Here is a 25807-nt window from a genome sequence, read left to right as displayed (position 1 = left end):
CTGCTAGTCGCTGGCCCCGTAACGCGCCGAGGGCGCGAAATTCTCCTGCATAAAGAGGAAAGTTGGATGGCCGAGAACGACATTTACGCCGGAATCGGCGCCGAAGGCGGCGCGGACGATGCGCCCCAGGCGGGCGTGCTGTCGCAATATGTGAAGGATCTCTCCTTCGAGAATCCGAACGCACCGGCGATCTACCAGCAGCAGACCGCCCCGGCGATCGACGTGCAGTTCAACATCGGCTCGAACAAGGTCGGTGACGACGTGTACGAAGTCGCGCTGAAGATCGAAGTCCGCGCCCAGGCCGGCGAGCAGGTCGCGTTCATCGTCGACCTCACCTATGCGGGCCTGTTCGCGCTCCGCAACATTCCGCAGGAAGCGCTCGATCCGTTCCTGCTCGGCGAAGCGCCGCGCATCCTGTTCCCCTTCGCCCGCCGCGTGCTGGCCGACCAGGTCCGCGACGGCGGCTTCCCGCCGCTGATGCTGGAGCCGATCGATTTCGCCGGCATCTACATGCAGCAGCGTGCCCAGCAGGAAGGCGCGATCGGCTTCGAAGAAGCCGGCCACGCCTGATCCGGGCTGCAGCCTGAGCATGGGGGCGCGCCGCACGTCGGTGGCGCCCCCTTTTCTTTCCAGGCCCTTTCTTTCTAGGACGGCGAAATCTCGATGAAGCTTGTGCGCAGCCTGGGTTCGGTGGGCGGTCTCACGCTTGCCAGTCGCGTCCTTGCGCTGGTCCGCGATTCGCTCCAGGCGCGTTATGTCGGTGCCAATTTCGCATCCGACGCCTTCCTCGTCGCCTTCCGCCTGCCCAACATGTTCCGCGCCTTCTTCGCCGAGGGCGCGTTCGCATCGGCCTTCATCCCGATGTTCAACCAGAAGCTGGGCGTGAACGGCGAGCGCGGCGCGGCCTATGATTTCGCTGAGCGCACGCTTTCCGTCCTTTTCGTGGTCCTGCTCGCGCTGACGCTGGTCGCGCTCGCCGCCGCCTGGCCGCTCACCGCCGTGCTTTCGGGCGGGTTCGAGAAGCAGCACCCGACGGCGGAGCAGTTTGCCTTCGCGGTGCAGCTGTCGCGGATCACCATCCCCTATCTGATGCTGATCTGTCTCGCCTCGCTGCTCGGCGGCATCCTCAATTCGCTCGACAAGTTCTGGGTCAACGCCGCCGCGCCGATCCTGCTCAACATCGCGATGGTTACCGGGCTGTTCTTCTTCCACGGCACGCCGGAGGAAACCGCGCGGGTGCAGGCGATCGCGGTGCCGCTGGGCGGGCTGCTCCAGCTCGGCTGGCTGGCGGTCGCGTGCCGCGCGTCGGGCGTGTCGCTCCGCCCCCGCCTGCCCCGGATCGACGACGACGTCCGGCGGCTGATGAAGCTGATCCTGCCTGCCGCCGTGGGCGCGGGCGCGGTGCAGCTGAACCTCGTCATCTCCACCGCGCTGTCGGGCAAGCTGCTCGGCGAGGGGTCGATTTCGTACATCTATTATGCCGATCGGCTGAACCAGCTGCCGCTGGGGATGATCGGCATCGGCCTCGGCACCATCCTGCTCCCCACCGTCTCGCGGCTGCTCGGCGCGGGCAAGGAAGCAGAAGCGATGGAGACGCAGAACCGCGGCATGGAGCTGGCGCTGTTCCTCACCTTGCCCGCGATGGTCGCGCTGATCGTTTCCGCCGAACCGATCGTGCGCGGGCTGTTCCAGTACGGCCACTTCACGCCCGAGGACACGGTGAAGTGCGCCTGGGCACTGGCCGGCTTCTCGATTGGCCTGCCCTCCTACGTCCTCGTCAAGGTGCTGACCCCCGGCTTCTACGCCCGGCAGGATACCAAAACGCCGGTGCGCTTGGCGATGATCTCGGTCGCGGTGAACATCGCCGCCAATCTCGTGCTGATCCCGCTGATCGCGCATCTCGGGCCGCCGCTCGCCACCGCGCTCTCCTCCACCGTCAATGTGACGATGCTCTACCTCACGCTGCGCAAGCGCGGGCATTTCACCGTGGACGACCAACTCGCACGGCGGGTGCCGCGGCTCGCGCTCGCGGCGATCCTGATGGGCGTGGCGCTCTGGGCGGGTGCCGGGCTGCTCGATCCCTGGCTGAACGGCCGGATCTGGGAGCGCTATACCGGGCTGGTGATCTTGGTCGGCGCAGGCTGCGCGATCTATGTCGCCGCCTGCTTCGCCACCCGCGCCTTCCTGCTGTCGGACCTCAAGGCACTGGTTCGCCGCCGCGCCGCGCGCTGAGCCCGGTTCCCCTCCGCCTCAAGCTGCTCTAGAGCCGCGGCGTCCTGGCAGATCGCGCGGCCGCAAGCACCCCCGCCGCCATGGACCCGCGGCCGGTCCAACGGCCGAACGGTCAACCGGGTGCGGAGTGAATATCAATGCGCGTCGTCTCGGGCATCCAGACCACCGGCAACCTTCACCTCGGCAATTATCTGGGCGCCATCAAGCAGTGGGTCGCGATGCAGGACTCCCTTGAAGAACATGGGGGCGAATGCCTGTTCTTCCTCGCCGATCTCCACGCCCTTACCGGCACCGTGACCCCGCAGGAACTCGCCAACTCGACAATCGAAATGGCCGCCACGCTGTTCGCCGCGGGGATCGACGACCGCTCGATCCTGTTCAACCAGGCGCGCGTCCCCGCCCATGCCGAGCTCTGCTGGATCCTCCAGGGCACCGCGCGGATGGGCTGGCTCAATCGCATGACCCAGTGGAAGGACAAGGCCGGCAAGAACCGCGACGGCGCCAGCGTCGGGCTGTTCACCTATCCGGTGCTCCAGGCAGCGGACATCTTGGTCTACCAGGCGACGCACGTCCCCGTCGGCGAGGACCAGAAGCAGCATCTGGAACTCACCCGCGACATCGCCACCAAGTTCAACCAGGATTTCGGCGTCGAGCTGTTCCCGCTGCCCGAGCCGCTGATCAGCAAGGCCGCGCCGCGGATCATGTCCCTGCGCGACGGCAATGCGAAGATGTCCAAGTCCGATCCCTCGGACCTCAGCCGCATCAACCTGATCGACGATAACGACACGATCGCCGCCAAATGCCGCAAGGCCAAGACCGATCCCGAGCCGCTGCCGGACTCGTTCGATGCACTCGCCGACCGCCCCGAGGCGCGCAACCTGGTGACGATCTTCGCGGCGCTGGCGGATCGCGATCCGCAATCGGTGGTGGAGGAATATGCCGGCCAGGGTTTCGGGGCATTCAAGCCGGCGCTCGCGGACCTGACGATCTCGGTGCTCGGACCCATCCGCGAGCGGCTGACCGCATTGCTGGACGATCGTGCGGAGGTGGGCGCCAAGCTCGCCAAGGGCGCGTCGCGGGCGAGTGCGCTGGCGGCGCCGACGCTGAAGGCGGCGCAGCAGGCGGTCGGGCTGCAGGTGTAACGGAGTTCTTTTGATCAACCTATAAACCGTCATTCCGGCGAAAGCCGGAATCCACTGGCCACTCCGCATCGGCTCTTGCTGAAACCTAGAGGCGAATGGATCCCGACTTTCGCCGGGATGACGGCAGGTTGTGGAAGGGCGCAGTATGCGCGATCCGTTACGTCCCCCTCCCGCCAGGGCGGGTCAGCTCAGTGCGTGAAGCTCTTCACCAGCGAGCCGGCGACCAGCGCCCAGCCATCGACCAGCACGAAGAAGATGATCTTCATCGGCAATGCGATCGTCGGCGGGGGCAGCATCATCATGCCCATCGCCATCAGCACCGCGGACACCGCCAGGTCGATCACTAGGAACGGCAGCAGTAGCAGAAAGCCGATCTCGAACGCGCGGCGCAGTTCGGAGATCATGAAGGCCGGCGCCAGCGTGGTCAGCGGCGCCTCGGCGCGCGACGCGATCTTCTTGTTGGCGAGGTCGGCGAACAGCTTGAGATCGCTGTCGCGCACCTGGCCGAGCATGAACTGACGGAAAGGCTCGGTCGTCTTCTCGAACGCCGCCACTTCGGTCAGCTTGCCCTTGGTATAGGGGTCGACCCCCTCGTTCCACGCCTTCTCGAAGGTCGGCGCCATCACGAAGAAGCTGAGGAACAGCGCAAGGCTGATGATCACCGGGTTCGGCGGCACGCCCGGTGAACCGATCCCGGTGCGCAGCAGGGAGAGCGCCACCACCATGCGGGTGAAGCTGGTCACCGTCATCAGCAGGCCTGGGGCCAGGCTGAGCACGGTCAGCATCAACACCAGCTGGATGGCCTTGGCCGAAAGCGGGCCCTCGCCGCCGATGCTGATGGTCGCGCCCTGCGCCGCCGCCTGGGCGGCGGGCGCAACGGCTTGCGCGTGCGCCGCGACCGGCAGCACGATCAGCAGTGCGGCCGCGGCAAGCAGTTTACCCATTAAGAGCCTCGCGCACGGCGCGCTTGTTCCAGCGCGTGGTATCGCGCGGGATGCGGGTACGCGAAGACGCGGTCCGGGCCTTGCGGGCGCGCGGCGCGGATTCGGCAGCGGCCTCCTGAGCCTCCTGGGCCTCCTCGCCTTCGTCGGCATCGGCGGCGGGTTCCACATCGTTCGCTGCCAGCGGCAGGCTCGCTGCAGGCTCGGCAGCCGCGACGACGGGCGCTTCCACCGGTGCTTCCACCGGCGTTTCCGGCACGACCTCGGCAGTCGGAATGGCATCCTGGCGCACCCGGTCGACCATCGCCTTGAAGTCGAGCTTGCCCGCCAGCTTGGCCACGCCGGCCTTGAGCACCGCCAGATCGTCCTCGATCTTGGTCGAGCCGTCGGCAGCCGCAGTGGCTTCCGCCACAGGTTGCGGCGGCGCGATGATGCCGGTCTCGATCGTGGCATGGCCCTCGGGGCCGATGAAGATCAGGTGCTCGCACCCGTCGCGACGGATCAGCGCGACCGAGCGCTTGGCGTCCACCGCCAGCCGCTCGACCAATTCCACCCGCTTGCGGCCCCCACCGGTCACGCGGCCCGGCAACTTCAGATCATAGCGGCGAACAACCCATAATGCCGTTGCCAGCATCCCCAGCACCAGGCCCAAAGCGCCCAGCGTACGCAGCATCGACAGAAGATCCATTAGTGGCGCGACTTCTTCACGAGTTCGGAGATTTCGAGCGACATGACCTCGCCGTCGACGAGGATGCGCCCCAGCGCGACCAGCTCGCCATTGACATAGACCATGCTGGGATCGTCCTGCCCGCAATCCAGCGGGATCATGGCCCCGCGGCTCATCTGCAGGATCTGCCGGACCGGCACTTCGGTAGAACCGAGCACCACCGACATTTCGATCATGATTCCATCGAGTACGGACATGCGTCTCCCTTTCCCCCTGACTTATAGGAACCTTTTTTCCGCCCCCGGCGCCCAGCCCGGCAAAATTTGCCTACAATGATGCCGTGGGCCGCTTTCGGGCTCGTGGAGGATCAACAATGGATTTGGATGCTTCGCTGGGCGTTTCCGCCTCGGGTCTGCGCGCGCAGTCGCTGCGGATGCGGACGATCGCGGAAAATCTCGCGAACCAGGACTCGGTCGCCGACACCCCGGGCGGCAATCCCTATCGCCGCAAGGTCGTGAGCTTCCAGGCGGCGATGGATCGCGCCACCGGTGGCACCGGCGTAAAGGTGAAGTCGATCCAGAACGATCAGTCGGATTTCGTAAAGGTCTATCAGCCCGGTCACCCGGCGGCCGACGCGCAGGGCTATGTCCTGCGCCCCAACGTCAACGGGCTGATCGAAAGCGCCGACATGAAGGCGGCGCAGCGCAGCTACGAAGCCAATCTCAACGCCATCGAAGCGGCCAAGAGCCTGACGATGCGCACCATCGATCTGCTCAAGTAAGGAATTCGGATCATGTCCATCGGAGCATTGGACGCCAGCAAGGCCTATGGCCGGGTTGCGTCGATCGGCAACACGCTCAGCAAGGCCGCAGGCGGCGATGAGATCGGCGGCGACAAGCAGTCAGGCTTTGGCGCGATGGTCGAGAACCTGGTCGGCGGCACCGCCGACAAGCTGCGCACCGCGGAGGCCGCTTCGGCCAAGCAGGTCGCCGGCAAGGGCGACCTGATCGACGTCGTCACCGCGATCGGCGCCGCCGAAACCGCGCTCGACACCATGGTCGCGGTGCGTGATCGCGTCGTCGGCGCCTATACCGACATCATGCGCATGCAGATCTGACGAAGGCACGCCGAGAGATGTCGCCCGCGCAGCTGATCAGCCTTACCGAATCCGCATTGATGCTGATTCTCACCCTCGTCGGTCCGCTGCTGCTAACGTCGCTGATCGTCGGCGTGTTCGTCGGCCTGCTCCAGGCGCTTACCCAGATCCAGGAAACCACCCTCACCTTCGTGCCCAAGCTGGTCGCGATGGGGCTGGTGTTCCTGCTGATGCTGCCCACCATCGGGCAGGCGCTTGGCCAGTTCATGGCCAAGATCAGCGACATGATCATCCACGGATGATCGTCCCCCCCGATCTCGCGCTGCAGGCCTCGGCCTTCTTCATCGTCTTCGCGCGGGTCGGGGCGGTGCTGATGCTGCTCCCTGTCTTCGGCGAAGACGCGATCCCCGGCCGCATCCGCCTGTTCATCGCCTTCGCCATGTCGTTCGCCCTGTACTGCCTGATTGGCGAGCCTGCGCGTGCCGCGGTGCAGGCCGGCGCCGTCCTCCCCGCGATCCTGGTAACCGAGCTGATCACCGGGCTCGCCATGGGGATGATCGTCAAGATCCTGTTCTTTGCGATCTCGATGGCCGGTTCGCTGGTGAGCCTCCAGATCGGCTTCTCCTCGGCGGTGATTTTCGACCCTTCGCAGTCCGGCCAGGCGCCGATCCTATCGAAGCTGGTCGGCATCGTCGCCGCGCTGATGTGCATGAGCATGCAGGTCCACCACCTCTGGCTCGGCGCGATCGTTCACAGCTACCAGACCTTCCCGATCGGCGGCATGCCCCCGATGCACGACTTCGCCGAGCTGGCGGTCGAGGCGATCGGTCGCTCGATGACGCTGGGCATCAGCCTCGCGGCCCCCTTCCTCGTCTACGGCATCGTCTTCAACGTCGCACTCGGCCTCGCCGCACGCGTCGCGCCGATGATCCAGGTCTTCTTCATCGCCCAGCCGCTCAACCTGCTGCTCGGGCTTGCGCTGGTGATCACCACCATCGGCACCATGCTCACCTTCTTCACCCAGACCATGGGTGACGTGCTGCAAAAGGGCTGGTGATGGCAGGCGGCGGCGACGAGTCGGACGACAAGACCCAGGAACCTACCGACAAGAAGCTCGAGGACGCGCGAAAACGCGGCGACGTGCCGATGGCACCCGAAATGCGCCACGCCGCGATGTTCGTCGCCGCGCTGGTGGTGATGGGCGGTCTCGGCACCTACACGATCCAGCAGTTCGGCAACCTGTTCGTCCGCCTGTGGGGCGGCGCCGACGATTTCCGGATGGAGCCCGACGGCGCGCAGAGCTTCGCGACAGGGCTGTTCGGCGCGGTCGGCACCGCGCTGGCACCGATCCTCGCGGCACTGTTCGGCTTCGCGATCCTGGGCGGCGTCCTCCAGGGTCGGCCGATGATCAGCTGGTCGCGGGTCAAGCCCAAGTGGAACAAGCTCAACCCGATGAACGGCGCCAAGCGCCTTTTCGGCAAGCAGGCGATGGTGGAGTTCTTCAAGACCTTCGCCAAGCTCTGCCTGGTCGCCGGCATCGGCGCGGCGATCGCCTGGCCGCATGCCGCGACGATCGACCGGCTGGTCGGTGCCGATCTGGTCGATACCGGCGCGGCGGCAAGCGACATCGTCCACGCGATGCTCCGCCCGATCGCGACTCTCGTCGGCGCACTCGCCCTGTTCGACTTCGTCTGGCAGCGCCGGTCGTTCATGAAGCGCATGCGGATGAGCCTTCAGGAAGTGAAGGACGAATACAAGCAGAGCGAGGGCGACCCGAAGATCAAGGCCAAGATCCGCAGCATGCAGATGCAGCGGTCGCGCAGCCGCATGATGTCCAACGTTCCCAAGGCCAGCGTGGTCATCACCAACCCGACCCATTATGCGATCGCGCTGCAATACGACCATGGCAGCATGGGCGCGCCGGTGGTGGTAGCCAAGGGCGTCGACGCGATCGCGCTCAAGATCCGCGAGATCGCCACCGAGCACAACATCCCGCTCGTCGAGAACCGCCCCCTCGCCCGCGCGCTCTACGCCAGCGCCGAACTCGACCAGCCCATCCCGGTGGAGCACTACGCCGCCGTGGCGGAAGTGATCAGCTACGTCCTGCGGATCGCGCGCGGCCTGCGCTGAGGTCGATTCCGACCAGAAATTTGATAATGCGATTGACTCGCAATACACGGCATCCCTAAAGGCTCGGCCCGATAACGAGACCCAAAGGGATTTGCCGGATCATGCACCTGTCGCTTCGCACCGCCTTGCTCACCACCGCGCTGTTCGCCCTGCCCGGCGTCGCCATCGCGGGTCCGGACGGCCATGCCGACAGCGACGACCAGCAGAGCCAAATCGTCGTCACCGGCGTCGCCACCCAGCCCTCGCGCAGCGCGACCGGCCTGACGCTTACCCCGCGCGAGACGCCGCAGTCGATCACGGTCATCGACCAAGCGCGGATCCGCGATTTCCAGCTCACCAACATCAACGACCTGCTCGACCAAACCGTCGGCATCAATGTCGAGCGCGTCGAGAGCGACCGCACCTATTACAATTCGCGCGGCTTCGACATTACCAGCTTCCAGGTTGACGGCATCGGCCTGCCGCTGCCCTATGGCATCCAGTACGGCGACCTCGACACCGCGCTGTTCGAGCGAGTGGAGGCGATCCGCGGCGCCAATGCGCTGATGACCGGCGTGGGCAACCCGTCGGCCACGATCAACTATGTCCGCAAGCGCCCGACCGACACGCTGCAGGCGACGGCCACCGCGCAGGCGGGTTCGTGGAACCGCTGGCGCGGCGAGGCCGATGTCTCGGTGCCGGTCACCGAGACGGTGGGCGTTCGTGCGATCTATGCGCATGAGCAGCGCGACAGCTATCTCGACTACAACCACGTCAACCGCAATGTGTACGGGCTGATCGCCGACTGGAAGGTGACGCCGCAGCTCACCGCCACGGTCGGCTACAGCCGCCAGGATAATGATGCCGACGGCGTGCTGTGGGGCGCGCTGCCGCTCACCTATACCGATGGCAGCCGCATTCCCTATGCGCGCTCGGCGACCACCTCGGCGCCCTGGACCTATTGGGACACCACCGACCAGCGCGCCTTTGGCGAACTCGCCTATGACCTGGGCAAGGGCTGGCAGGCCAAGGGCGTGTTCACCTATAGCAACAACAAGCAGCAGGCCCGGCTGCTGTACGCCTTCGGCGCGCCGGACAAGGCGACCGGGCTCGGCATCTCGGGCCAGGTCGGCGCCTATCCGTCCGCGACCGACCAGTATCTGGGCGACCTCACTGCCTCGGGCCCGCTCCACCTGTTCGGCCGCGAGCACCAACTGGCGTTCGGCGTCTCGACCGGCCGGCTCGACAACCGCCAGTGGCAAGGCGTCGGCAACAACTATGTTGTCTATCCCGCGGTGCCGAACCTTTCGAGCGCGGTGATCGCCGATCCCGGCACCGGGCCGATCACGCTGGAGGCCGACAGCCGCACCGAGGTCACGCGGGCGTACGGAGCCGCGCACCTCAACGTCACCGATCGGCTCAAGGCAGTGGCCGGCGGCAGCGCGACCTGGCTGAAGTCGACCGGATATTCCTATGGCGCCGACCAGTATCGCAAGAACAGCCGCGTCAGCCCCTATGCCGGGCTGACCTACGACCTGACCAAGAACGTCTCGTTCTATGCGAGCTACACCGACATTTTCAATCCGCAGGTCGAAGTAGACCGGACCGGCCGCCGGCTCGATCCGGTGACCGGCACCAGCATCGAGGGCGGGCTCAAGACCCAATGGTTCGGCGGGCGGCTCTACGCCACCGCCTCGCTGTTCCGCGCCAAGCAGAAGAACCTCGCGACCTTCGCCGGCACCTTCGGCCCCGGCGACCCCGGCCAGCCGGGCAGCAGCTACTATAGTGGCCTCGACACCACCTCGCGCGGCTTCGAGATCGAGCTGGCCGGCAAGGTGACCGACAACTGGACGATCAGCGGTGGCTATACCGGCCTCGAGATCGAGGATGATGCCGGCAAGGCGGCGCGCGTGTTCATCCCGACCAAGAGCCTCAAGCTCGCCACCACCTATGCGGTGCCCGAGCTGCGCGACCTGAAGATGGGCGCCCAGCTGCGCTGGCAGAACACGATCCGCAGCCCCGACTTCACCGTCACGCAGGGCGACTATGCCGTGCTCGACCTGATGGCGAGCATCCGCCTGGTCGATCATGTCCGCGCCGCGATCAACGTCCGCAACGTGACCGACAGCAGCTATCTGGGCAGCGTGATGTGGGGCCAGGCCTTCTATGCGCCGCCGCGCAGCGTGCTCGGCAGCATCACCTTCAGCTATTGAGGCAGGGCATGGGGGCGCATTTCCGTCGCGGCTGGGGCTATCGGGCAAACATCGCGACGCGCGCGGTGGCCGGCAGCCTCGGCGCCTATCTGGTCGCGGCGTGCTTCGCCGCGGCGGCGGCGCGCACTTTGCCCCTCCCCCGGCTCGACGCGATCGTGCCGGCGACGATGCTCGCCTTCCTAGTCGCCCCCGTGGCGACGATCTGGGCCTTTCTCGCCCCCGGACCGTTGCGCGCGCTGGGCGGCATCCTCGCCGCCGCCGCGCTGCTCGCCGGCATCGCCTGGGCGGCAGGAATGCCCCCGGCATGAGCGCGGTGCGCGAGGGCGCCCGCCAGGCGATGGCGTGGCTGCATGGCTGGACCGGGCTGCTGCTCGGCTGGGTGCTGTTCGTGATGTGCCTAGGCGGCACGCTCAGCGTATTCAAACCGGAGATCGGCCGCTGGATGCGGCCCGAGACCATCGCCACTGCCGATCGCGCGACCGCGCTCACCGCCGCCACCGCCTGGCTCTCGAAAAATGCGCCCAACTCGTTCGGCTGGTACCTCACCCTGCCCAACGACCGGATGAACACGGTCGAGGCGACCTATGATCCCGGCACCGGTTTCGTCTATCGCGCGCTCGATCCCGTCTCCGGCGCGCCCGCCCCGCGCGAGACGCTGGGCGGCGAGTTCTTCTACCGGCTCCATTTCGAGCTGCAGCTCCCCTTCCCCTGGGGCCGGCTGCTCGCCTCGCTCGCCGCGATGGTGCTGCTGCTGGGGCTGATCACCGGGATCATCGCGCATCGCCGCATCTTCAAGGACTTCTTCACCTTCCGCCCCGCCAAGGGCCAGCGCTCCTGGCTCGACGGGCACAATGCGCTGGGCGTGCTCGCCCTGCCCTTCCATATCATGATCAGCTTCACCGGCCTGCTGACGCTCGCGACGATCAACATGCCCTGGCCGGTCACCGCCAATTACGGGCAGGACATGGCGGCGATGTTCCAGGCCTTCCAGCCCGGCCATGTCGATCGTCCGGCGGCGGGCAAGCCCGCGCCGCTCGCCCCGCTGGCCCCGATGCTGGCCGAGGCCGAGCGGCGGCTGGGCAAGCCGGTGGGTCGCGTCACCGTCGAGCATCCCGGCGATACCGCGGCGGTGGTGACGATGTTCCGCGACGATGCCCGCCAGATCGCCTATGCCGCCGGCGCGGTGAGCTTCGACGGCGCGACCGGCCGCGTCCTCGCCGACTTCACCGAGAATCGCCCGGCGCTCCAGACCTATGGCGTGGCATACGGCCTCCACCTTGCCCGCTTCGCCCCGCTGGCGACGCGCTGGCTCTATTTCCTCTGCGGGGCGATGCTGACGCTGGCGGTGGCGAGCGGGATGGTGCTGTGGGTGGTAAAGCGCCGCGAGCGCGCGCCGCTCAGTCTCGGCAACCGCATCGTCGAGCGGCTCAATGCCGGCGTGCTGGCCGGCGTCCCGATCGGCTGCGTCGCCTTCCTGCTGGCGAACCGGCTGCTGCCGCTGGGGATGCCGGCGCGCGCCGAGGCGGAGGTCTCCGCGGCGCTGTGGAGCGCCGCCGCCGCGCTGCTGCTGGGCGCAGCCCTCGCGCCGAAGCGGAGCTGGCCGCTGCTCATGACCCTGCTCGCGCTCGGCTGCGCGGCAGCGGCGCTCCTCGGCGGCGCCTTTGCGGACAGCGTGCAGGCGAGCGTCACCCTCACCCTGCTTGGCGCCGCCCTGGGCTTCGGCTGGCTCGGCCTGCGCCAATGGCGCCCCCGGCCCAAGCCCACCCGCCGCCGCACCCGCGAGCAGCTCGCATGATCGCCGCCGGCCTGACGCTGCTCGGCATGTTCGCGCTGGCCGCCGCGATGCCCCGCCACGCGCCGGCGCTGCTGGGGGCATGGGAACGCCGCGTGCCGAGCGCCCGGTTGCGGACCGCCGGATGGGCGTTCCTGCTGGCGGCGCTGGCCGCCACCCTCGCCGCATCCGACTGGCCGACCGCGCTGGTGACCTGGGGCGGCGTGCTGCCGTTCAGCGCCGCGCTCGTCCTGCTCGGCCTGACCTATGACGTTCGCTTGGCGCGCGCCGCAGCCATGGTGGGGGCGCTCGCCATCCTGGCGGGGATGCTCCGCTAGAGATTGGCCTGTTCCTCCACCGGCAGCTCGGCATCGGGTGGATAATAGAGCGTCGCGCATTCGGCGGCGAGGCAGCCGCCCTTGATCACGATGTCGTCACGATAGGCGTCGCCGATGAAGCTCAGCGTATCGACATGCTTCGCCTCGAAATACATCGCGTGGACATCGTTGCGCCCGGCGCCATAGACCACCCGCCCGACCTTCGACCAAATCGACGCCATGGTACACATCCCGCAGGGCTGGAGCGTCGAATAGAGCGTCGCCCCGCGCAGCTCGAGCTCGCCGGTGCTCTCGCAGGCGCGGCGGATCGCCATCATCTCCGCATGGGCGGTGGCATCGGGCAGTTCATGTGTCTGGTTGCGCTCAGCCGCGAGCACCTTGCCGTCGAGCACGATCACGCAGCCGAGCGGCGAGGTCGACGGATCCGATCCCTTCGACCGCGCGACCTCGATTGCCATCCGCATCCACTGTTCGTCGTCCTGACCGGCCATGCGCATTCTCCCTGGTCAGGCAAGAACGCGCACCCGCGGATTTGGCCGCCATGTTCCAAGGGACACGCCGCGGCCCCCGCGCCCGCGCCCCCGGTGATGCCGCCGACACGCCCATGACAGCGCGCTCTGTCCTTGCTAGGTTTGCTTCGTCGCTCGCGACCGGTCCTGTTCGTATGACGTCCGCGCTCAACCGGGAGCACCTGCCATGAAACCGCAAGACCTTTTCCTGGGCGTACGGGACTTTCTGTCGCTGCTGGTGCCGGGGGTCGTGTTCCTGATCCTGTGTCCCGCACCGATCCTGCCGGCCCTGTCGAAGCCACTCCGAATAGGCTCGGGCAACCCCGATGCCACGCTTCTGGTGCTCGTCTTCCTCGCCGCAGCCCTGACGATCGGTTCGATCCTGGCAGGTCTGGCCGGCCTCCTGGACCGTCCCGTCGACAAATATGTGGGACGGCGGCTCAACCAGCAGTCCAGCCGGTGGTGCCCGAAGTCGCTGGCCGAGCAGATCGAGAAGCTGGGCGAGGTGCAGCAGATGGCAGCAGCGCTGGCCCGCCACATCAATCCGATCGCGGGTCCGTCCGGACGCGAGCTTCCATGGACGCCGCGATCCTTCTGGTGGAACTATCTGCGCTTGAACTGCCCGGTCGCCACCGCCGAACTGGACCGAATCGAGGGACTGCAGAAGCAGTTCCGCTCGTTGATCGTGGTCGCGGCGGCGGCCGCCCTGTTCGCCCTCGGGCGGTCCATCCGATGGGAAATGCTGGCGAACACGACCGGCACGCCAGCGCACATCGGCGGCGCCCTCGCCCCCCTTGCCGATGCGCTCCCCTGGTTCCTTGCGCTTGTTTCGCTGGTGACGGGCTTCTTCTGCTTCGTGGCCTATGTCGGGTATCGCGTACGCTTTGCCCGCCGCCTGTTCGAGCTGGCGATCATCCATGCCTTGCCGAAAGACACGATCGCCGCCGGAACCTCCGCATTCTTCGCAGAAGCGCCGCACCCGGCGCCGACAGCACCAGGCGCCACGTCATAACGGCCGATACAGCACCAGCGCGTCCACCAGCCCCTGCGCCGGATGCTCGAACGCTTCGGGCACCCGCCCTACCGTCGCGAAACCCAGCGCGTGCCACAGGCGCACGGCGGGCGCGTTGCTGGAGACCACGAAGTTGAACTGCATCGCGCGAAAGCCGCGTGCGCGGGCTTCGGTGAAGCTGTGCTCAGCCATCGCGCGCGCGATGCCGCGACCGCGTGCCTCGGGATGGGTCGCATAGCCGCAATTGGCGACATGAGCGCCGCCGCCCGCCTGATTGGCGCGGAGATAATAGGTGCCGAGCACCCTTCCCTCCGCCTCCGCGACGAAGCTCGCGCGATCGGGACCCAGCCAATAGGCCAGGGCATCGTCGCGCGACAGGCCGCGGTCCAGCGCATAAGTTTCGCCGGCGCGAATCACCGGCTCCAGAATCGCCCAGATCGCCGCGCCGTCTTGGCGAACGGCGGGGCGAATCACCGGGATCATCCCTCCAGGGTGCGCATCAACGCACGGACGGCGCCGTCGATCTCGACGTCCTTGCTGCGCAGATCCTCGATCCGCTTGACCGCATGGATTACCGTCGAGTGGTCGCGGTTGCCGAACTTGCGGCCGATCTCGGGCAGCGACCGCGTGGTCAGCCGCTTGGCGAGATACATCGCGATCTGGCGCGGGCGCGCGATCGCCACCGCGCGGCGCGCCGAAATCAGGTCGAGCTGCTTCACCTCGAAATGGGTGGAAACCGCGCGCTGGATTTCGTCGATGGTGATGCGACGCTGGCTGGTGCGGAGCACTTCGCCGAGCACGCTGGTCGCGAAATCGATGGTGATCGACTCGTTCGACAGGCTCGCATAGGCGACGAGGCGGTTCAACGCGCCTTCGAGTTCGCGGACATTGGTGGTGATCCGCGCGGCCAGCAGGTCGGCGACCTCGGCGGGCATGTCGACTGCCGGCATGTCCTTGAGCTTGCGCTCGACGATGGCGCGGCGGAGGTCCAGCTCGGCGGGCTTGATGTCCGCCACCAGCCCGGCGCCAAGACGGCCGACGAGGCGCGGCTCGAAGCCTTCCAGCGCCTGCGGCGCGCGGTCGGCGGCGATCACCAGCCGCTTGCCGGCGCTCATGAACTCGTTGACCGTATGGAAGAATTCTTCCTGGGTCGCGTCCTTGCCGCCGATGAACTGAAGATCGTCGATCATCAGCAGGTCGACCGAGCGCAGCCGGGTCTTGAACGCCAGCGTGTCTTTGTTGCGCAGCGCCTGGACGAACTCGAACATGAAGCGTTCGCCGGTCGAGTAGATCGCGGTCGCGCCCGGATTCGCCTCGAGAAAGGCGTGGCCGATGGCGTGCATCAGGTGCGTCTTGCCCTGGCCGGTGCCGGCGTGGAGGTAGAGCGGGCTGAACATCGGCACGCCCGGCTGCGCAACGGTGCGCGCGGCGTTGAACGCGACGCGGTTTGTCGTGCTCACCACGAATCGATCGAAGGTGAAGCGCGGATCGAAGGCGGGGCGTTCGGCCGGCTCGACCAGCGTTTCCTTGCGCAGCGCGGGCGCCGGCTCGGCGCTGAGCACGCGCTGCTCGGCATCCTGCAGCGTCTCCAGCGTGACGCTGTGCACGTTCGGCAGCACCGCGCGGAATTCGAGCAGCAGCCGCTCGGCATAGTGATTTTTCACCCACTGGGTGAGGAACGGAGACGGCAGGCCCAGACGCACGGCGTGCGAATCGCTGCCCTCGATCAGGACCACCGGCTTCAGCCACTGGTCGAACAGCCGCTGGCCGGCCGAGCGGCGCAGATTGGTGCGCACATGCGCCCAAGCCTTGGCGACGTCGCGGCCTTCCTCACGTTCCAGCGGTTGAACCTGAGTCACTTTGACGCACCCTTCCTTCGCGGGAATGACGATTCCCGCGTTCCAAAACCATTGTCGATCATGAGGCTCATCGCAGCCGGTCATGCCCCCGGAGACGCGCGATGAACTCGTTGTCCCCGACCAGCATCGTGGCCGGGAGGTTCGTTGTAGGAAGCTCGAACTGAGTCGAGCAAGGGCCTCCCATGTAAACTTTCTGAAATAGTTTTGTTGACAGCCCGAACCCCTAGGAAAACCGTGGGGGCGCCGGAATTATCGAACTATTACCGATAGTTAAGATGGTAAAGCCAGAGTCACGGCAGGACGAATCGGACCGACTCGTGGATTCCCGCGATTCGCCTGCGTTGCTCAAATTTTAACCATTTTGCTGCGACGCAAACGCGAAAAACCCCGCCGGACAGAGTCCGGCAGGGCTTTTCGTTACCGAATAGTTACGGTTAAGCGAGCGCTTGAAGACGCTTGTTCAGGCGCGAGAACTTGCGCGCTGCGGTGTTCTTGTGGAGCACGCCCTTGGCGACGCCACGCGCGATTTCCGGCTGCGCAGCGGCGAGCGCTTCGGTGGCAGCGGCCTTGTCGCCGGCGGTCAGCGCAGCTTCGACCTTCTTGATGAAGGTACGGATGCGGCCGACGCGTGCACCGTTGATCTCGGCGCGGCGGTCGTTGCGACGGATGCGCTTCTTCGCTTGCGGCGTATTCGCCATTCGGTCTTGTTCCTGCTCGAAATGGGTGAGGCGCGGAAGCGAGCCCACGCCGGAAAGACGGGCCCCTTACCGGCTGCAGCGATTCGGGTCAACCTTTCAGCGCTGGCATTTGCCACAATAGAAGGTGGAGCGCCCCGAATCCACGCGGCGCTGCACTAGGCGCCCGCAGCTGCACGGCTCCCCTTCCCTACCATAGACCCGCCACTCCTTGGCGAAATAGCCGAGCTCGCCGTCCGGCCGCGCATAATCGCGCAAGGTGGAGCCGCCGGCGCGAATCGCAGCCTCCAGCACCTCGCGCACTGCCTCGACCAGCTTCTCGAGCTTTGCCCGCCCGATCAAGCCCGCCGGCTTGGTCGGCGCGATGCCGGCGAGGAACAGCGCCTCGCACACGTATATGTTGCCGAGACCGGCCACGATTCGCTGGTCAAGCAGCAGCGCCTTCACCGGCGCGATTCGGTCTTCGAAGGCTGCAACCAGATGCGCGGCGTTAAAGTCCTGCCCAAGCGGCTCCGGGCCCAGTGTCTTGAACGCCGGCCACTCGGCCAGTTCGGCAGTTGGGACCAGATCCATCGAGCCGAATCGCCGCGGGTCGTTGAGCGACAGCCGGTGCCGCGCGGTCTCGATCACGACATGGTCGTGCTTGCCGAGTTCCGAAGGATCGATCCGCCAGCGCCCGGACATGCCGAGGTGGAAGACCAAAGTGTCCTCGCGGTCCGTATATATAAGGCCGTATTTCGCCCGGCGGGACAGGCCGGTGACGGTTGCCCCGGTCAGCCGCTGGCCGAGATCGACCGGGAACGGCCGGCGCAGGTCCGCGCGGTTCAGCACCACGCGTTCGATCCGCTGCCCCTCCAGCACAGGGGCCAGGCCGCGAACGGTGGTTTCTACTTCGGGAAGCTCAGGCATCGGGGGCTACAGCTAGGAAGTGCGGGGCCGAATGTCACCTGCCCCTCAGCCCTCTTGGTTTGGCCGTCACCTGCGGCTAAGGCACCCCCATGCCCGATACCGTCTCCTTCGGTTACGAAGACGTCGCCCCTGAGGACAAGACCCGCCGCGTCGGCGAGGTGTTCTCGAATGTCGCCAGCAAATACGACCTGATGAACGACGCCATGTCGGGCGGCATGCACCGGCTGTGGAAGGACCGCTTCGTTCGCCGGGTCAAGCCGCGCGCGGGCGAGCACATCCTCGACATGGCCGGCGGCACCGGCGACATCGCCTTCCGCATGGCAGAGACGGGCGCCGCGATCACCGTGGCCGACATCAATCCGGAAATGCTCGCCGTCGGCGTCGAGCGCGCCGCCCAGCGCGGCATCGACGGGCTGGTATGGACCGAGGCCAATGCCGAGACGCTGCAATTCCCCGATCGCTTCTTCGATGCCTACACCATCGCGTTCGGCATCCGGAACGTGACCGACATCCCCAAGGCGCTCCGCGAGGCGCACCGCGTATTGAAGCGCGGCGGCCGCTTTTTCGTGCTGGAATTCTCGACCACCCAGTGGCCGGGCTTCGCCGAGATCTACGACGCCTATTCGCACAAGCTGGTCCCCAAGCTCGGCAAGCTGCTGGCGCAGGACGAGGACAGCTATCGCTACCTGATCGAATCGATCCGCCGCTTCCCCGACATGCCGAGCTTCGAGCGGATGATCGCCGAGGCCGGCTTCCAGCAGACCAAGGTCGAGCCGCTGCTCGGCGGTCTCGTCGCGATCCACAGCGGCTGGAAGATTTGATGCAAGCCCCTGTTCGATCCTCCTTCGGGAGGATCTGGGCATGACCGCCCCCGCCGTCCACCTCTGGCGCCTGCTCAAATGGGGCCGCATCCTCGCGCGTCACGGCGCGCTGCGCGGCATCGAGCGCGACGCCAACACGCCCCGTCCGGTGCGCCGCCTCGCGCGTCTCGCCCGGCTCGGCGCGCGCGTGCCTGCCGTCCCGGCCTATGCCGATGCCTTCCAGGCGATCGGCCCCGCCGCGATCAAGCTCGGCCAGACGCTCGCGACGCGCCCCGATCTCGTCGGCGAGGAAGCCGCGCACGACCTGCTTCGCCTGCAGGACGCGCTGCCCCCCGTCCCCTTCGACATCATCCGCGAGCGGATCGAGACCAGCTATGGCCGCCCGCTCTCCGCGATGTTCGCGGAAGTGGAGGAAAAACCGATCGGCGCAGCCTCGATCGCCCAGGTCCACCGTGCGGTGACCACCGACGGCCGCCGCGTCGCGGTGAAGGTGCTGCGCCCGGGCATCGAGAGCGACTTCGCCCGCGCGATCGATACCTATGAATGGGCCGCCGCCCAGCTCGAAGCCTATGGCGGCGAGGCGCGCCGCCTGCGCCCGCGCCTGGTGATCGAAAGCTTCAAGCGCTGGACCGCGCGCGAGCTCGACTTCCGCCGCGAGGCCGCCTCGGCCTCCGAACTCGCCGAAGGCATGACCGCCGAGCCGGACTTCATGGTCCCCCAGATCGACTGGCAGCGCACCACCGGCAAGGTGCTGACGCTCGAGTGGATCGACGGCATCAAGCTGAGCGATCGCGAGGCGCTGGTCCGCGCCGGGCACGACATGCCGGGCCTCGCCGGCAAGCTGATCAAGGCATTCCTCCGCCAGGCGATCGCCGAGGGCTTCTTCCACGCGGACATGCACCAGGGCAATCTCTTCGCCCTGCCCGATGGCCGCATCGCGGCGATCGACTTCGGCATCATGGGCCGGATCGACCGACGCGCGCGGGTATGGCTTGCCGAGATCCTCTACGGCCTGATCACCGGCGACTATAAGCGCGTCGCCGAAATCCATTTCGAGGCGGGCTATGTTCCCGCCCACCACAATGTCGCCGAGTTCGCCACCGCCCTGCGCGCGGTGGGCGAGCCGATGCGCGGCCTGCCGGTGAAGGAGATGTCGATCGGCGGCATGCTCGACGGCCTGTTCTCGATCACCCGCGACTTCGACATGATGACGCAGCCGCATCTGCTGCTGCTCCAGAAGACCATGGTGATGGTGGAAGGCGTCGCGCGCGGGCTCGATCCGGACATCAACCTGTGGGAAGTCTCGGCACCGTTCGTGCGCGAATGGATCCGCACCGAGCTGGGGCCCGAGGCCAAGGTCGCCGATCGGCTGATCGAGGACCTGCGCACCCTCGCCCGCCTGCCGGAGCTGGTGCGCAACATCGAGATGCGCTTCCCCGCTCCCGGCGGTGCCCCGCCCGAGCCGCCCTTGCGCGAGATCCAGGTCGTGCGCGTCGGCGGCGGCTGGCGCTATGCGCTGGTCAGCATCGTCGCCGCGCTGGCCGGGGTGGCCGGAACGCTGCTGCTGCAATGAGCGGGCGCACGCGCCGCCTCTGGACCCTCCAGCCGAGCCGCTTTGCCGTCCTGTCGCGGGGCCGCGCGCGGCTGGCGTGGCTGGCGGTGCTGTTGCTGGTGCTTGCTTCGCTGACCGCGCTGACGGTGCCCTCGCTCACCGGCGACGGCGACTCCGCTGCCGCCACCGCCGATCGGATGACCGATATCGGGCTGTACGAACGGGTCGTCGCGGCGATGAAGGGCGGCGACACCTATTATGTCGCGGCGAGCGACGCGATGCGCGCCGGCAGCTATCCGCTGCGGCCGTTCTTCACCATGCGGCTGCCCGCGCTGGCGGCGCTACAGGCGCTGCTCCCCGGCTGGGCGAGCATCGCCCTGCTGCTCGCGCTCGCCGCGCTGACCGCCTTTGCCTGGGCCTCGCGCGTCGGCGTCGCGCTGAACGGGCTGTTCCCGCGCGCGGTGATGATGATGCTCCTCGCGGTCTCGATGCTGGCCTTCTTCCAGCCGGGCCTGGTGCTGTTCCATGAGGTCTGGGCTGGCCTGCTCGTCGCGCTGTCGCTCGCGCTGCGCCGCCCCGGCCGCGCGCTGGAGGCGATCGCGCTCGGCCTCGCCGCGATGCTGATCCGCGAGACGGCGGCACTCTATGCGATCGTCATGCTGGCCTTCGCCTGGGGCGAGGGCCGGCGGCGTGAGGCGCTGGGCTGGGGCGTGGCGCTGCTGCTCTTCGCCGGGGTGCTGGCGCTGCACGCGCATGCCGTGACGGGGGTGACCGGGCCACTCGATGCCGCATCCCCGGGCTGGTCCGCGTTCAACGGGCCCGGCTTCTTCCTTCGGGCGCTGGTCACCTCGACCGCGCTTCAGGCCCTGCCGGTGATGGTCGGCGCGGTGCTGATCGTGCTGGCGCTGCTCGGCTGGGCGAGCTGGGACGAACCGCTCGGCCTGCGCATGTTCGCGCTGCTGATCGCGTACGGCGTGGTGATTGCGATCTTCGCACGGCTCGACAATTTCTACTGGGCACTGATGATAGCTCCCGCCGCGCTGCTCGGGCTGGTGTTCGTCCCCGATGCACTGGCCGACCTGTGGCACCGTGCGCTCGACAAGCGGCGGATCACAGTTACAACGATAGGCCCATGAAGCGCATCCTGCTCATCGTCGGCGGAGGCATCGCCGCCTATAAGGCGTGCGAACTGGTCCGCCTGTGCCGCAAGGCGGGGATCGGCGTCACCTGCGTGCTGACCGAGGGCGGCCAGCATTTCGTAACCCCGATGACGCTCGCCGCGCTGTCCGAGAACCAAGTCTACACCACCTTGTGGGACCTGAAGGACGAGGCGGAGATGGGCCATATCCAGCTCAGCCGCCAGGCCGATCTCGTCGTAGTAGCACCCGCCACCGCCGATCTGCTCGCACGCATGGCCGGCGGCATCGCCAGCGACCTTGCCACCACCCTGCTGCTCGCCACCGACAAGCCGGTGCTCGCAGCACCTGCGATGAACGTGCGGATGTGGAGCCACGCCGCCACCCGCCGCAACGTCGCCCAGCTCCGTGCCGACGGCGTGACCGTGCTGGAACCCGACGAGGGTCCGATGGCCTGCGGCGAATATGGCCCCGGCCGCCTGCCCGAACCCGAGGCGATCCTAGCCGCCATCCAGCAGGCGCTTTCGCCGGTCGAGCAGCGACTTGTCGGCAAGCATGTCCTCGTCACCGCAGGCCCGACCCACGAGCCGATCGACCCGGTGCGCTACATCGCCAATCGCTCCTCGGGGAAGCAGGGCTTCGCCATTGCCGGCGCGCTGGCAGCACTGGGTGCGCGCGTGACGTTGGTGGCGGGGCCGGTGACGCTGCCTACGCCTGCGGGCGTCACCCGGATCGACGTGGAGACCGCGCGCGAGATGGCAGCAACGGTCGATGCTGCCCTGCCCGCCGATGCCGCCATCATGGTTGCCGCCGTAGCCGATTGGCGGGTTGAACCTGCTGCCCAGAAGCTCAAGAAAGGCGACGCCGCGCCGCTGCTGCATCTCGCCCAGAATCCTGATATTCTCGCCGGGGTGGCGCAAGGGTTGCGCCGGCCGCGGCTCGTGGTGGGCTTCGCGGCGGAAACCGAGCGAGTGATCGAACATGCCGTCGCGAAACGCACGCGCAAGAACGCGGACTGGATTGTCGCCAACGATGTTTCGGGCGATGTGATGGGGGGTGAAGCCAATGCCGTCCATCTCGTCACCGCCCAGGGCGTCGAAAGCTGGGAGCGCGCGTCCAAGGTCGACGTCGCCCGCCGCCTCGCCGAACGGATCGCCGATGCGCTGTGAAATGCCCCAGCACCGCAAGCCTGCGCGCCCCTTCCGCTTGCGGGAGGGCTCGGGGGAGGTACCAACGTGGCAGAAATGCGGAGAGGCTTCAGCCCCCCCCCTACCCTCTCCCGCAAGCGGAAGGGGAACGCAGGCTGCCAGATTCGTCCTGCCGGCTCTCGCCGGTTTCGCGCTGCTCGCCGGCTGCACCACGCCCATCGCGACGACGCACACCGCCGCCAAGGTGGAGCCCGCGCTCAACCTCCACGCGCGGAACTTCGGCGCCACCGCGCCGGACACGGTGCGCACGCTGATCGTCGTCCTGCACGGTGACGGCACCCCGGAAACCCGCAGCGATCATTATCGGTTCGCCGAGGCCGCCACCCAGAGCATCCCCAACAGTGCCGCCGTCGCGCTGCTGCGGCCGGGCTATGGCGACGCCGCGGGCAACCGTTCGCCGGGCCAGGCCGGGCTAGGCTTCGGCGACGACTATACGCAGGAGCGGATCGACGCGATCGCGGAGTCGCTCGGCATCCTCCGCCGCCGCTTCGCTTCCGCGCGGCTGATCCTGGTCGGCGATTCGGGCGGTGCGGCGATCGCCGCCGACATCGCCGGCATCCGCCCCGATCTGGTCGACGCGATGGTGCTGGTCGGCTGTCCCTGCGCGCTGCCCGAGTGGCGCAAGGGTATGCAGAAGCAGCGCCACGGCGCGGCCTGGTCGACGCCGGTTGCCAGCCTCGATCCGCTCAAGACCGCGGGCGGAGTGATGCCGGGCATGCGCGCCGCGGTGCTGGTCGGCCTCGACGACAAGATCACGCCCCCAGCGCTGTCGCGCGCTTATGCCGAGGCCCTTGCGCTTCGCGGCATCGCTACCGATCTCCGCATCGTCCCCGGACGGGGACATGATCTGCTCAACGATCCCGAAGTGCTGGCGGCAACCATCCGGCTGGCGACCGCGCTTCCCACGAAAGGCTGACCTTGCTGCCGCCGATCCGTATCGCGATCCAGCGCCTGCCCCATGGCGAGAACCTCCCTCTCCCCCGCTACGCTACCGGAGGTGCTGCGGGCATGGACGTGGTCGCCGCCGAGGACCTGACGCTTGCGCCCGGTGCGCGCCACGCCGTCGCGACCGGCTTCGCGATGGCGATCCCGGCCGGCTTTGAGGTGCAGGTCCGCCCGCGCTCGGGCATGGCGCTCAAGCACGGCATCACCTGCCTCAACACGCCGGGGACGATCGACAGCGATTATCGCGGCGAAATCAAGGTGATCCTCGCCAACCTTGGCAATGAGGACTTCCCGATTGCCCGCGGCGACCGCATCGCCCAGCTGGTCCCCGCGCCGGTCCAGCGCGCCGATCTCGACGAAGTTGCGACCCTCGACGAAACCGCACGGGGTGCCGGCGGCTTCGGCTCGACTGGGCGATGATCGCCACCTTAGCCCTCGCCGTCGCGCTCCAGGCGAACCCGCCGCGAGTGATCGACTGGCCGTCGCTCGCGCCGCTGCCCTATCGCGCCGAGCCGCAGATCACGCCGGACATGCTCGCCTTCGTGGCCAACGAAGTGACGACCCGCAAATGCCCGGTCGCAATCGGACCGGGGCTGACGCTGAGCGTCGACGTCGCCGTGCTGGTCGACGCGCAGGACAATATCCGCACGACCGTACCGCGCGCGATCCAGTGCCCGACGGTGGAGCAATACGCCGCCGCGATGGTCGCCGGTGCCGCGCGCGGCAACCTGTTGCCGCGCCAGGCCAGCGCCGACCAATGGTACCGCACGACGGTCACCTTCACCTGGCCGAAATGACGCTCTCCGACGAGGAGCTGGAACGCTACGCCCGCCACATCATCCTGCGCGAAGTGGGTGGTGCGGGTCAGGCGAAGCTCAAGGCGGCGCGAGTGCTGGTGGTCGGCGCAGGCGGCATCGGTGCCCCGGCGATCCAGTATCTCGCCGCAGCCGGCGTCGGCACGCTGACGATCGTCGACGATGACGTGATCGATCGCTCCAATCTCCAGCGTCAGGTGCTGTTCGGCACCGACGACATCGGCTCCGGCAAGGCCGAGGCTGCTGCCGCGCGCGTCGCTGCGATCAATCCGAATGTCGCCGTGCGCGTCGAGGCGCGCCGCCTGTCCGCCGACGACGCGCCGGGGCTGCTCGCGGCACACGACGTCATTCTCGACGGCACCGACAATTTCGCCACGCGCCTCGCCGTCGCCGATGCCGCGCTTGCCGCCCGTGTGCCGCTCGTTTCCTCCGCCGTGGCCGAGTTCGAGGGCCAGCTCGGCACGTTCCGCGGCTGGGAGGCGGACAAGCCCTGCTATCGCTGCTTCGTCGGCCATGATCCCGAGCGCGAGGGTGTCAGCTGCTCCGAGCAGGGCGTACTGGGGGCACTGACCGGCATCCTCGGCAGCCTCGCCGCGCTGGAGGTCATCCGCGCGATCACGCCGTTCGGCGACGATATCGCCGGCAAGCTGCTGCTGGTCGACGCGCTCGCCCTGCGCTTCCGCACCCTCCAGCTGCCCAAGGACCCCGGTTGCCCGGCTTGCGGCACGGGAACGCTCCGGTAACGTCCACGCTCTACTGCGAGACGTTCACCGAGCAACAGGAGCCAAGATGACCGACCCGACCGCCAAGCCCCCGCGCGTGCTCGTCACCGGATCGGCCGGGTTCATCGGCTTCCACACCGCCAGTCGCCTGCTCCAGGCAGGCGCTACGGTGCTCGGTATCGATAATTTCTCGGATTACTATGACGTCGCGCTCAAGGAAGCGCGCAATGACATGCTGTCCAGCCACCCGAACTTCCGGGTGGCGCGCCTCTCGATCGAGGACCAGACCGCGCTCGCCGACGCCTGGACCGCGTTCCAGCCCGACGTGGTGATCCACCTCGCCGCGCAGGCGGGCGTGCGCTTCAGCATCGAGCAGCCCGCCAGCTATATCGGCGCGAACCTGGTCGGCACGTTCAACCTGCTGGAGCTGGCGCGCCACCATCCGGTCCGCCACTTCCTCGCCGCCTCGACCAGTTCGGTCTACGGCGCCAATACCGACATGCCCTTCGGCGAGACCCAGCGCACCGCCACCCCGATGAGCCTCTACGCCGCCACCAAGGGCGCGACCGAGCTGATGGGGCACAGCTATGCGCACCTGTTCCGCACGCCGATGACCTTCTTCCGCTTCTTCACGGTCTATGGTCCCTGGGGGCGGCCGGACATGGCGCTGTTCAAGTTCACCCGCGCCATTCTCGCCGGCGAGCCGATCGACGTATACAACAACGGCGCAATGGTGCGGGACTTCACCTTCATCGACGATCTCGCCGAATCCATCGTCCGCCTGATCGAGGCCGTCCCCGGCGACGTGCCGGTGGAGGGCGACAGCCTCTCCCCTGCCGCGCCGTTCCGCATCGTCAATATTGGCGCGGGCCGCCCGACGCCGCTGATGGACTATATCGGCGCGGCGGAGAAGGCGCTGGGCCGCACCGCGATCAAGAACTTCCTGCCGATGCAGGCCGGCGACGTGCCCGCCACCGAAGCCTCGTCGGACCTGCTCCGCCGCCTAACCGGCTACGCTCCCTCGACGACGCCGGAAGAGGGCGTGGCAGCCTTCGTGCGCTGGTATCTGGAGCATTATCGAAGCTGAAACCGCCGCCGGTGCACAAGGGCCGCTC

Annotated in this window: 30 protein-coding genes; 22 read left to right on the top strand and 8 right to left on the bottom strand. The window is 67.6% G+C overall.

The window, feature by feature from the left end; genetic code table 11:
* Nucleotides 1-66 precede the first annotated feature (66 nt).
* From secB to trpS, 3 genes are all read left to right on the top strand, one after another.
* Nucleotides 67-570, top strand: coding sequence for a protein-export chaperone SecB (gene secB, locus CA234_RS16840; protein ID WP_125977246.1), 504 nt, complete (start codon nt 67-69; stop codon nt 568-570).
* Between the two features lie 93 nt (nt 571-663).
* Entirely contained in the window at nt 664-2232 is a 1569-nt protein-coding gene (gene murJ, locus CA234_RS16835) for a murein biosynthesis integral membrane protein MurJ (protein WP_126002298.1), read from the top strand.
* Nucleotides 2233-2369: 137 nt separating this feature from the next.
* Complete coding sequence (gene trpS / locus CA234_RS16830; protein ID WP_125977244.1) at nt 2370-3374, top strand: tryptophan--tRNA ligase; 1005 nt, start codon at nt 2370-2372, stop codon at nt 3372-3374.
* A gap of 188 nt (nt 3375-3562) precedes the next feature.
* On the opposite strand, the gene fliP is transcribed toward trpS, so the two are convergent.
* Genes fliP through CA234_RS16815 form a run of 3 tightly spaced genes read right to left on the bottom strand, consistent with a single transcriptional unit; the run spans nt 3563 to nt 5239 of the window.
* Complete coding sequence (gene fliP / locus CA234_RS16825; RefSeq protein ID WP_125977243.1) at nt 3563-4318, bottom strand: flagellar type III secretion system pore protein FliP; 756 nt, start codon at nt 4316-4318, stop codon at nt 3563-3565.
* Nucleotides 4311-4988, bottom strand: a complete 678-nt coding sequence (locus tag CA234_RS24650) for a flagellar biosynthetic protein FliO (protein WP_241213553.1) — start codon at nt 4986-4988, stop codon at nt 4311-4313. The genes fliP and CA234_RS24650 overlap by 8 nt, the downstream gene beginning before the upstream one ends.
* Before the next feature lie 14 nt (nt 4989-5002).
* The gene (locus CA234_RS16815; protein ID WP_121075729.1) at nt 5003-5239 is read right to left on the bottom strand and encodes a FliM/FliN family flagellar motor switch protein; all 237 of its coding nucleotides are present in this window, start codon (nt 5237-5239) and stop codon (nt 5003-5005) included.
* A 116-nt stretch (nt 5240-5355) separates the two neighbouring features.
* Between CA234_RS16815 and flgC the strand changes: the two genes are divergently transcribed.
* The 9 genes from flgC (at nt 5356) to CA234_RS16770 (ending at nt 12509) form a co-directional block, all read left to right on the top strand.
* Entirely contained in the window at nt 5356-5763 is a 408-nt protein-coding gene (gene flgC, locus CA234_RS16810) for a flagellar basal body rod protein FlgC (protein ID WP_125977242.1), read from the top strand.
* A 12-nt stretch (nt 5764-5775) separates the two neighbouring features.
* Nucleotides 5776-6099, top strand: coding sequence for a flagellar hook-basal body complex protein FliE (locus CA234_RS16805; protein ID WP_125977241.1), 324 nt, complete (start codon nt 5776-5778; stop codon nt 6097-6099).
* Nucleotides 6100-6116: 17 nt separating this feature from the next.
* Nucleotides 6117-6380, top strand: a complete 264-nt coding sequence (locus CA234_RS16800; protein WP_125977240.1) for a flagellar biosynthetic protein FliQ — start codon at nt 6117-6119, stop codon at nt 6378-6380.
* Complete coding sequence (gene fliR, locus CA234_RS16795) at nt 6377-7135, top strand: flagellar biosynthetic protein FliR (protein ID WP_125977239.1); 759 nt, start codon at nt 6377-6379, stop codon at nt 7133-7135. The genes CA234_RS16800 and fliR overlap by 4 nt, the downstream gene beginning before the upstream one ends.
* Nucleotides 7135-8208: a flagellar biosynthesis protein FlhB gene (gene flhB / locus CA234_RS16790; protein ID WP_125977238.1), complete on the top strand. Its 1074-nt coding sequence runs from the start codon at nt 7135-7137 to the stop codon at nt 8206-8208. The genes fliR and flhB overlap by 1 nt, the downstream gene beginning before the upstream one ends.
* A 101-nt stretch (nt 8209-8309) precedes the next feature.
* The gene (locus CA234_RS16785) at nt 8310-10400 is read left to right on the top strand and encodes a TonB-dependent siderophore receptor (RefSeq protein ID WP_126002297.1); all 2091 of its coding nucleotides are present in this window, start codon (nt 8310-8312) and stop codon (nt 10398-10400) included.
* 8 nt (nt 10401-10408) lie between these two features.
* Nucleotides 10409-10708 (top strand): ketohydroxyglutarate aldolase, encoded by a 300-nt coding sequence (locus tag CA234_RS16780; protein WP_126002296.1) that lies wholly within the window; start codon nt 10409-10411, stop codon nt 10706-10708.
* Nucleotides 10705-12195 (top strand): PepSY-associated TM helix domain-containing protein, encoded by a 1491-nt coding sequence (locus CA234_RS16775; RefSeq protein ID WP_126002295.1) that lies wholly within the window; start codon nt 10705-10707, stop codon nt 12193-12195. Before CA234_RS16780 ends, CA234_RS16775 begins: the two co-directional genes overlap by 4 nt.
* Nucleotides 12192-12509 (top strand): DUF3325 domain-containing protein, encoded by a 318-nt coding sequence (locus CA234_RS16770; RefSeq protein ID WP_126002294.1) that lies wholly within the window; start codon nt 12192-12194, stop codon nt 12507-12509. Before CA234_RS16775 ends, CA234_RS16770 begins: the two co-directional genes overlap by 4 nt.
* Here the strand turns inward: CA234_RS16770 and CA234_RS16765 are convergent.
* Entirely contained in the window at nt 12506-13000 is a 495-nt protein-coding gene (locus CA234_RS16765) for a nucleoside deaminase (protein WP_125977233.1), read from the bottom strand. The genes CA234_RS16770 and CA234_RS16765 overlap by 4 nt on opposite strands.
* Before the next feature lie 205 nt (nt 13001-13205).
* On the opposite strand from CA234_RS16765, the gene CA234_RS16760 reads away from it, so the two are divergent.
* On the top strand, nt 13206-14030 hold the full coding sequence (locus tag CA234_RS16760; protein ID WP_125977232.1) for a hypothetical protein: 825 nt from the start codon (nt 13206-13208) through the stop codon (nt 14028-14030).
* On the opposite strand, the gene CA234_RS16755 is transcribed toward CA234_RS16760, so the two are convergent.
* The 4 genes from CA234_RS16755 to mutM all read right to left on the bottom strand — a co-directional run bounded on the left by CA234_RS16755 (nt 14025) and on the right by mutM (nt 17493).
* The gene (locus tag CA234_RS16755) at nt 14025-14513 is read right to left on the bottom strand and encodes a GNAT family N-acetyltransferase (protein ID WP_126002293.1); all 489 of its coding nucleotides are present in this window, start codon (nt 14511-14513) and stop codon (nt 14025-14027) included. The genes CA234_RS16760 and CA234_RS16755 overlap by 6 nt on opposite strands.
* Nucleotides 14510-15889, bottom strand: a complete 1380-nt coding sequence (gene dnaA / locus CA234_RS16750; protein WP_125977230.1) for a chromosomal replication initiator protein DnaA — start codon at nt 15887-15889, stop codon at nt 14510-14512. The genes CA234_RS16755 and dnaA overlap by 4 nt, the downstream gene beginning before the upstream one ends.
* Before the next feature lie 434 nt (nt 15890-16323).
* Nucleotides 16324-16587: a 30S ribosomal protein S20 gene (gene rpsT / locus CA234_RS16745; RefSeq protein ID WP_125977229.1), complete on the bottom strand. Its 264-nt coding sequence runs from the start codon at nt 16585-16587 to the stop codon at nt 16324-16326.
* Between the two features lie 96 nt (nt 16588-16683).
* Nucleotides 16684-17493, bottom strand: coding sequence for a bifunctional DNA-formamidopyrimidine glycosylase/DNA-(apurinic or apyrimidinic site) lyase (mutM, locus tag CA234_RS16740; RefSeq protein ID WP_126002292.1), 810 nt, complete (start codon nt 17491-17493; stop codon nt 16684-16686).
* Nucleotides 17494-17582: 89 nt separating this feature from the next.
* Here mutM and ubiE point away from each other — a divergent pair, with 89 nt between their 5' ends.
* The 9 genes from ubiE to CA234_RS16695 all read left to right on the top strand — a co-directional run bounded on the left by ubiE (nt 17583) and on the right by CA234_RS16695 (nt 25779).
* Complete coding sequence (gene ubiE / locus CA234_RS16735; RefSeq protein WP_125977227.1) at nt 17583-18314, top strand: bifunctional demethylmenaquinone methyltransferase/2-methoxy-6-polyprenyl-1,4-benzoquinol methylase UbiE; 732 nt, start codon at nt 17583-17585, stop codon at nt 18312-18314.
* A gap of 40 nt (nt 18315-18354) precedes the next feature.
* Nucleotides 18355-19887 carry a 2-polyprenylphenol 6-hydroxylase gene (gene ubiB / locus CA234_RS16730; protein WP_125977226.1) on the top strand — a complete coding sequence of 511 codons (1533 nt, stop codon included), beginning with the start codon at nt 18355-18357 and terminating at the stop codon, nt 19885-19887.
* Nucleotides 19884-21002 (top strand): hypothetical protein, encoded by a 1119-nt coding sequence (locus CA234_RS16725; RefSeq protein ID WP_125977225.1) that lies wholly within the window; start codon nt 19884-19886, stop codon nt 21000-21002. The genes ubiB and CA234_RS16725 overlap by 4 nt, the downstream gene beginning before the upstream one ends.
* Nucleotides 20999-22171 (top strand): bifunctional phosphopantothenoylcysteine decarboxylase/phosphopantothenate--cysteine ligase CoaBC, encoded by a 1173-nt coding sequence (coaBC, locus tag CA234_RS16720; RefSeq protein ID WP_126002291.1) that lies wholly within the window; start codon nt 20999-21001, stop codon nt 22169-22171. Before CA234_RS16725 ends, coaBC begins: the two co-directional genes overlap by 4 nt.
* 223 nt (nt 22172-22394) lie before the next feature.
* Nucleotides 22395-23126 (top strand): alpha/beta hydrolase, encoded by a 732-nt coding sequence (locus CA234_RS16715; RefSeq protein WP_241213552.1) that lies wholly within the window; start codon nt 22395-22397, stop codon nt 23124-23126.
* Nucleotides 23127-23128: 2 nt separating this feature from the next.
* Complete coding sequence (gene dut, locus CA234_RS16710; protein WP_126002290.1) at nt 23129-23575, top strand: dUTP diphosphatase; 447 nt, start codon at nt 23129-23131, stop codon at nt 23573-23575.
* Nucleotides 23572-23952, top strand: coding sequence for a hypothetical protein (locus CA234_RS16705; protein ID WP_125977222.1), 381 nt, complete (start codon nt 23572-23574; stop codon nt 23950-23952). The genes dut and CA234_RS16705 overlap by 4 nt, the downstream gene beginning before the upstream one ends.
* Nucleotides 23949-24713 (top strand): molybdopterin-synthase adenylyltransferase MoeB, encoded by a 765-nt coding sequence (gene moeB, locus CA234_RS16700; protein ID WP_126002289.1) that lies wholly within the window; start codon nt 23949-23951, stop codon nt 24711-24713. Before CA234_RS16705 ends, moeB begins: the two co-directional genes overlap by 4 nt.
* Nucleotides 24714-24759: 46 nt before the next feature.
* Nucleotides 24760-25779 carry an NAD-dependent epimerase/dehydratase family protein gene (locus CA234_RS16695; protein WP_126002288.1) on the top strand — a complete coding sequence of 340 codons (1020 nt, stop codon included), beginning with the start codon at nt 24760-24762 and terminating at the stop codon, nt 25777-25779.
* Nucleotides 25780-25807 lie beyond the last annotated feature (28 nt).

This window comes from Sphingomonas sp. ABOLE (genome assembly GCF_003950455.1).
GTDB classification, from domain to species: domain Bacteria; phylum Pseudomonadota; class Alphaproteobacteria; order Sphingomonadales; family Sphingomonadaceae; genus Sphingomonas; species Sphingomonas trueperi.
This window is presented reverse-complemented; position numbering and strand designations above follow the sequence as displayed.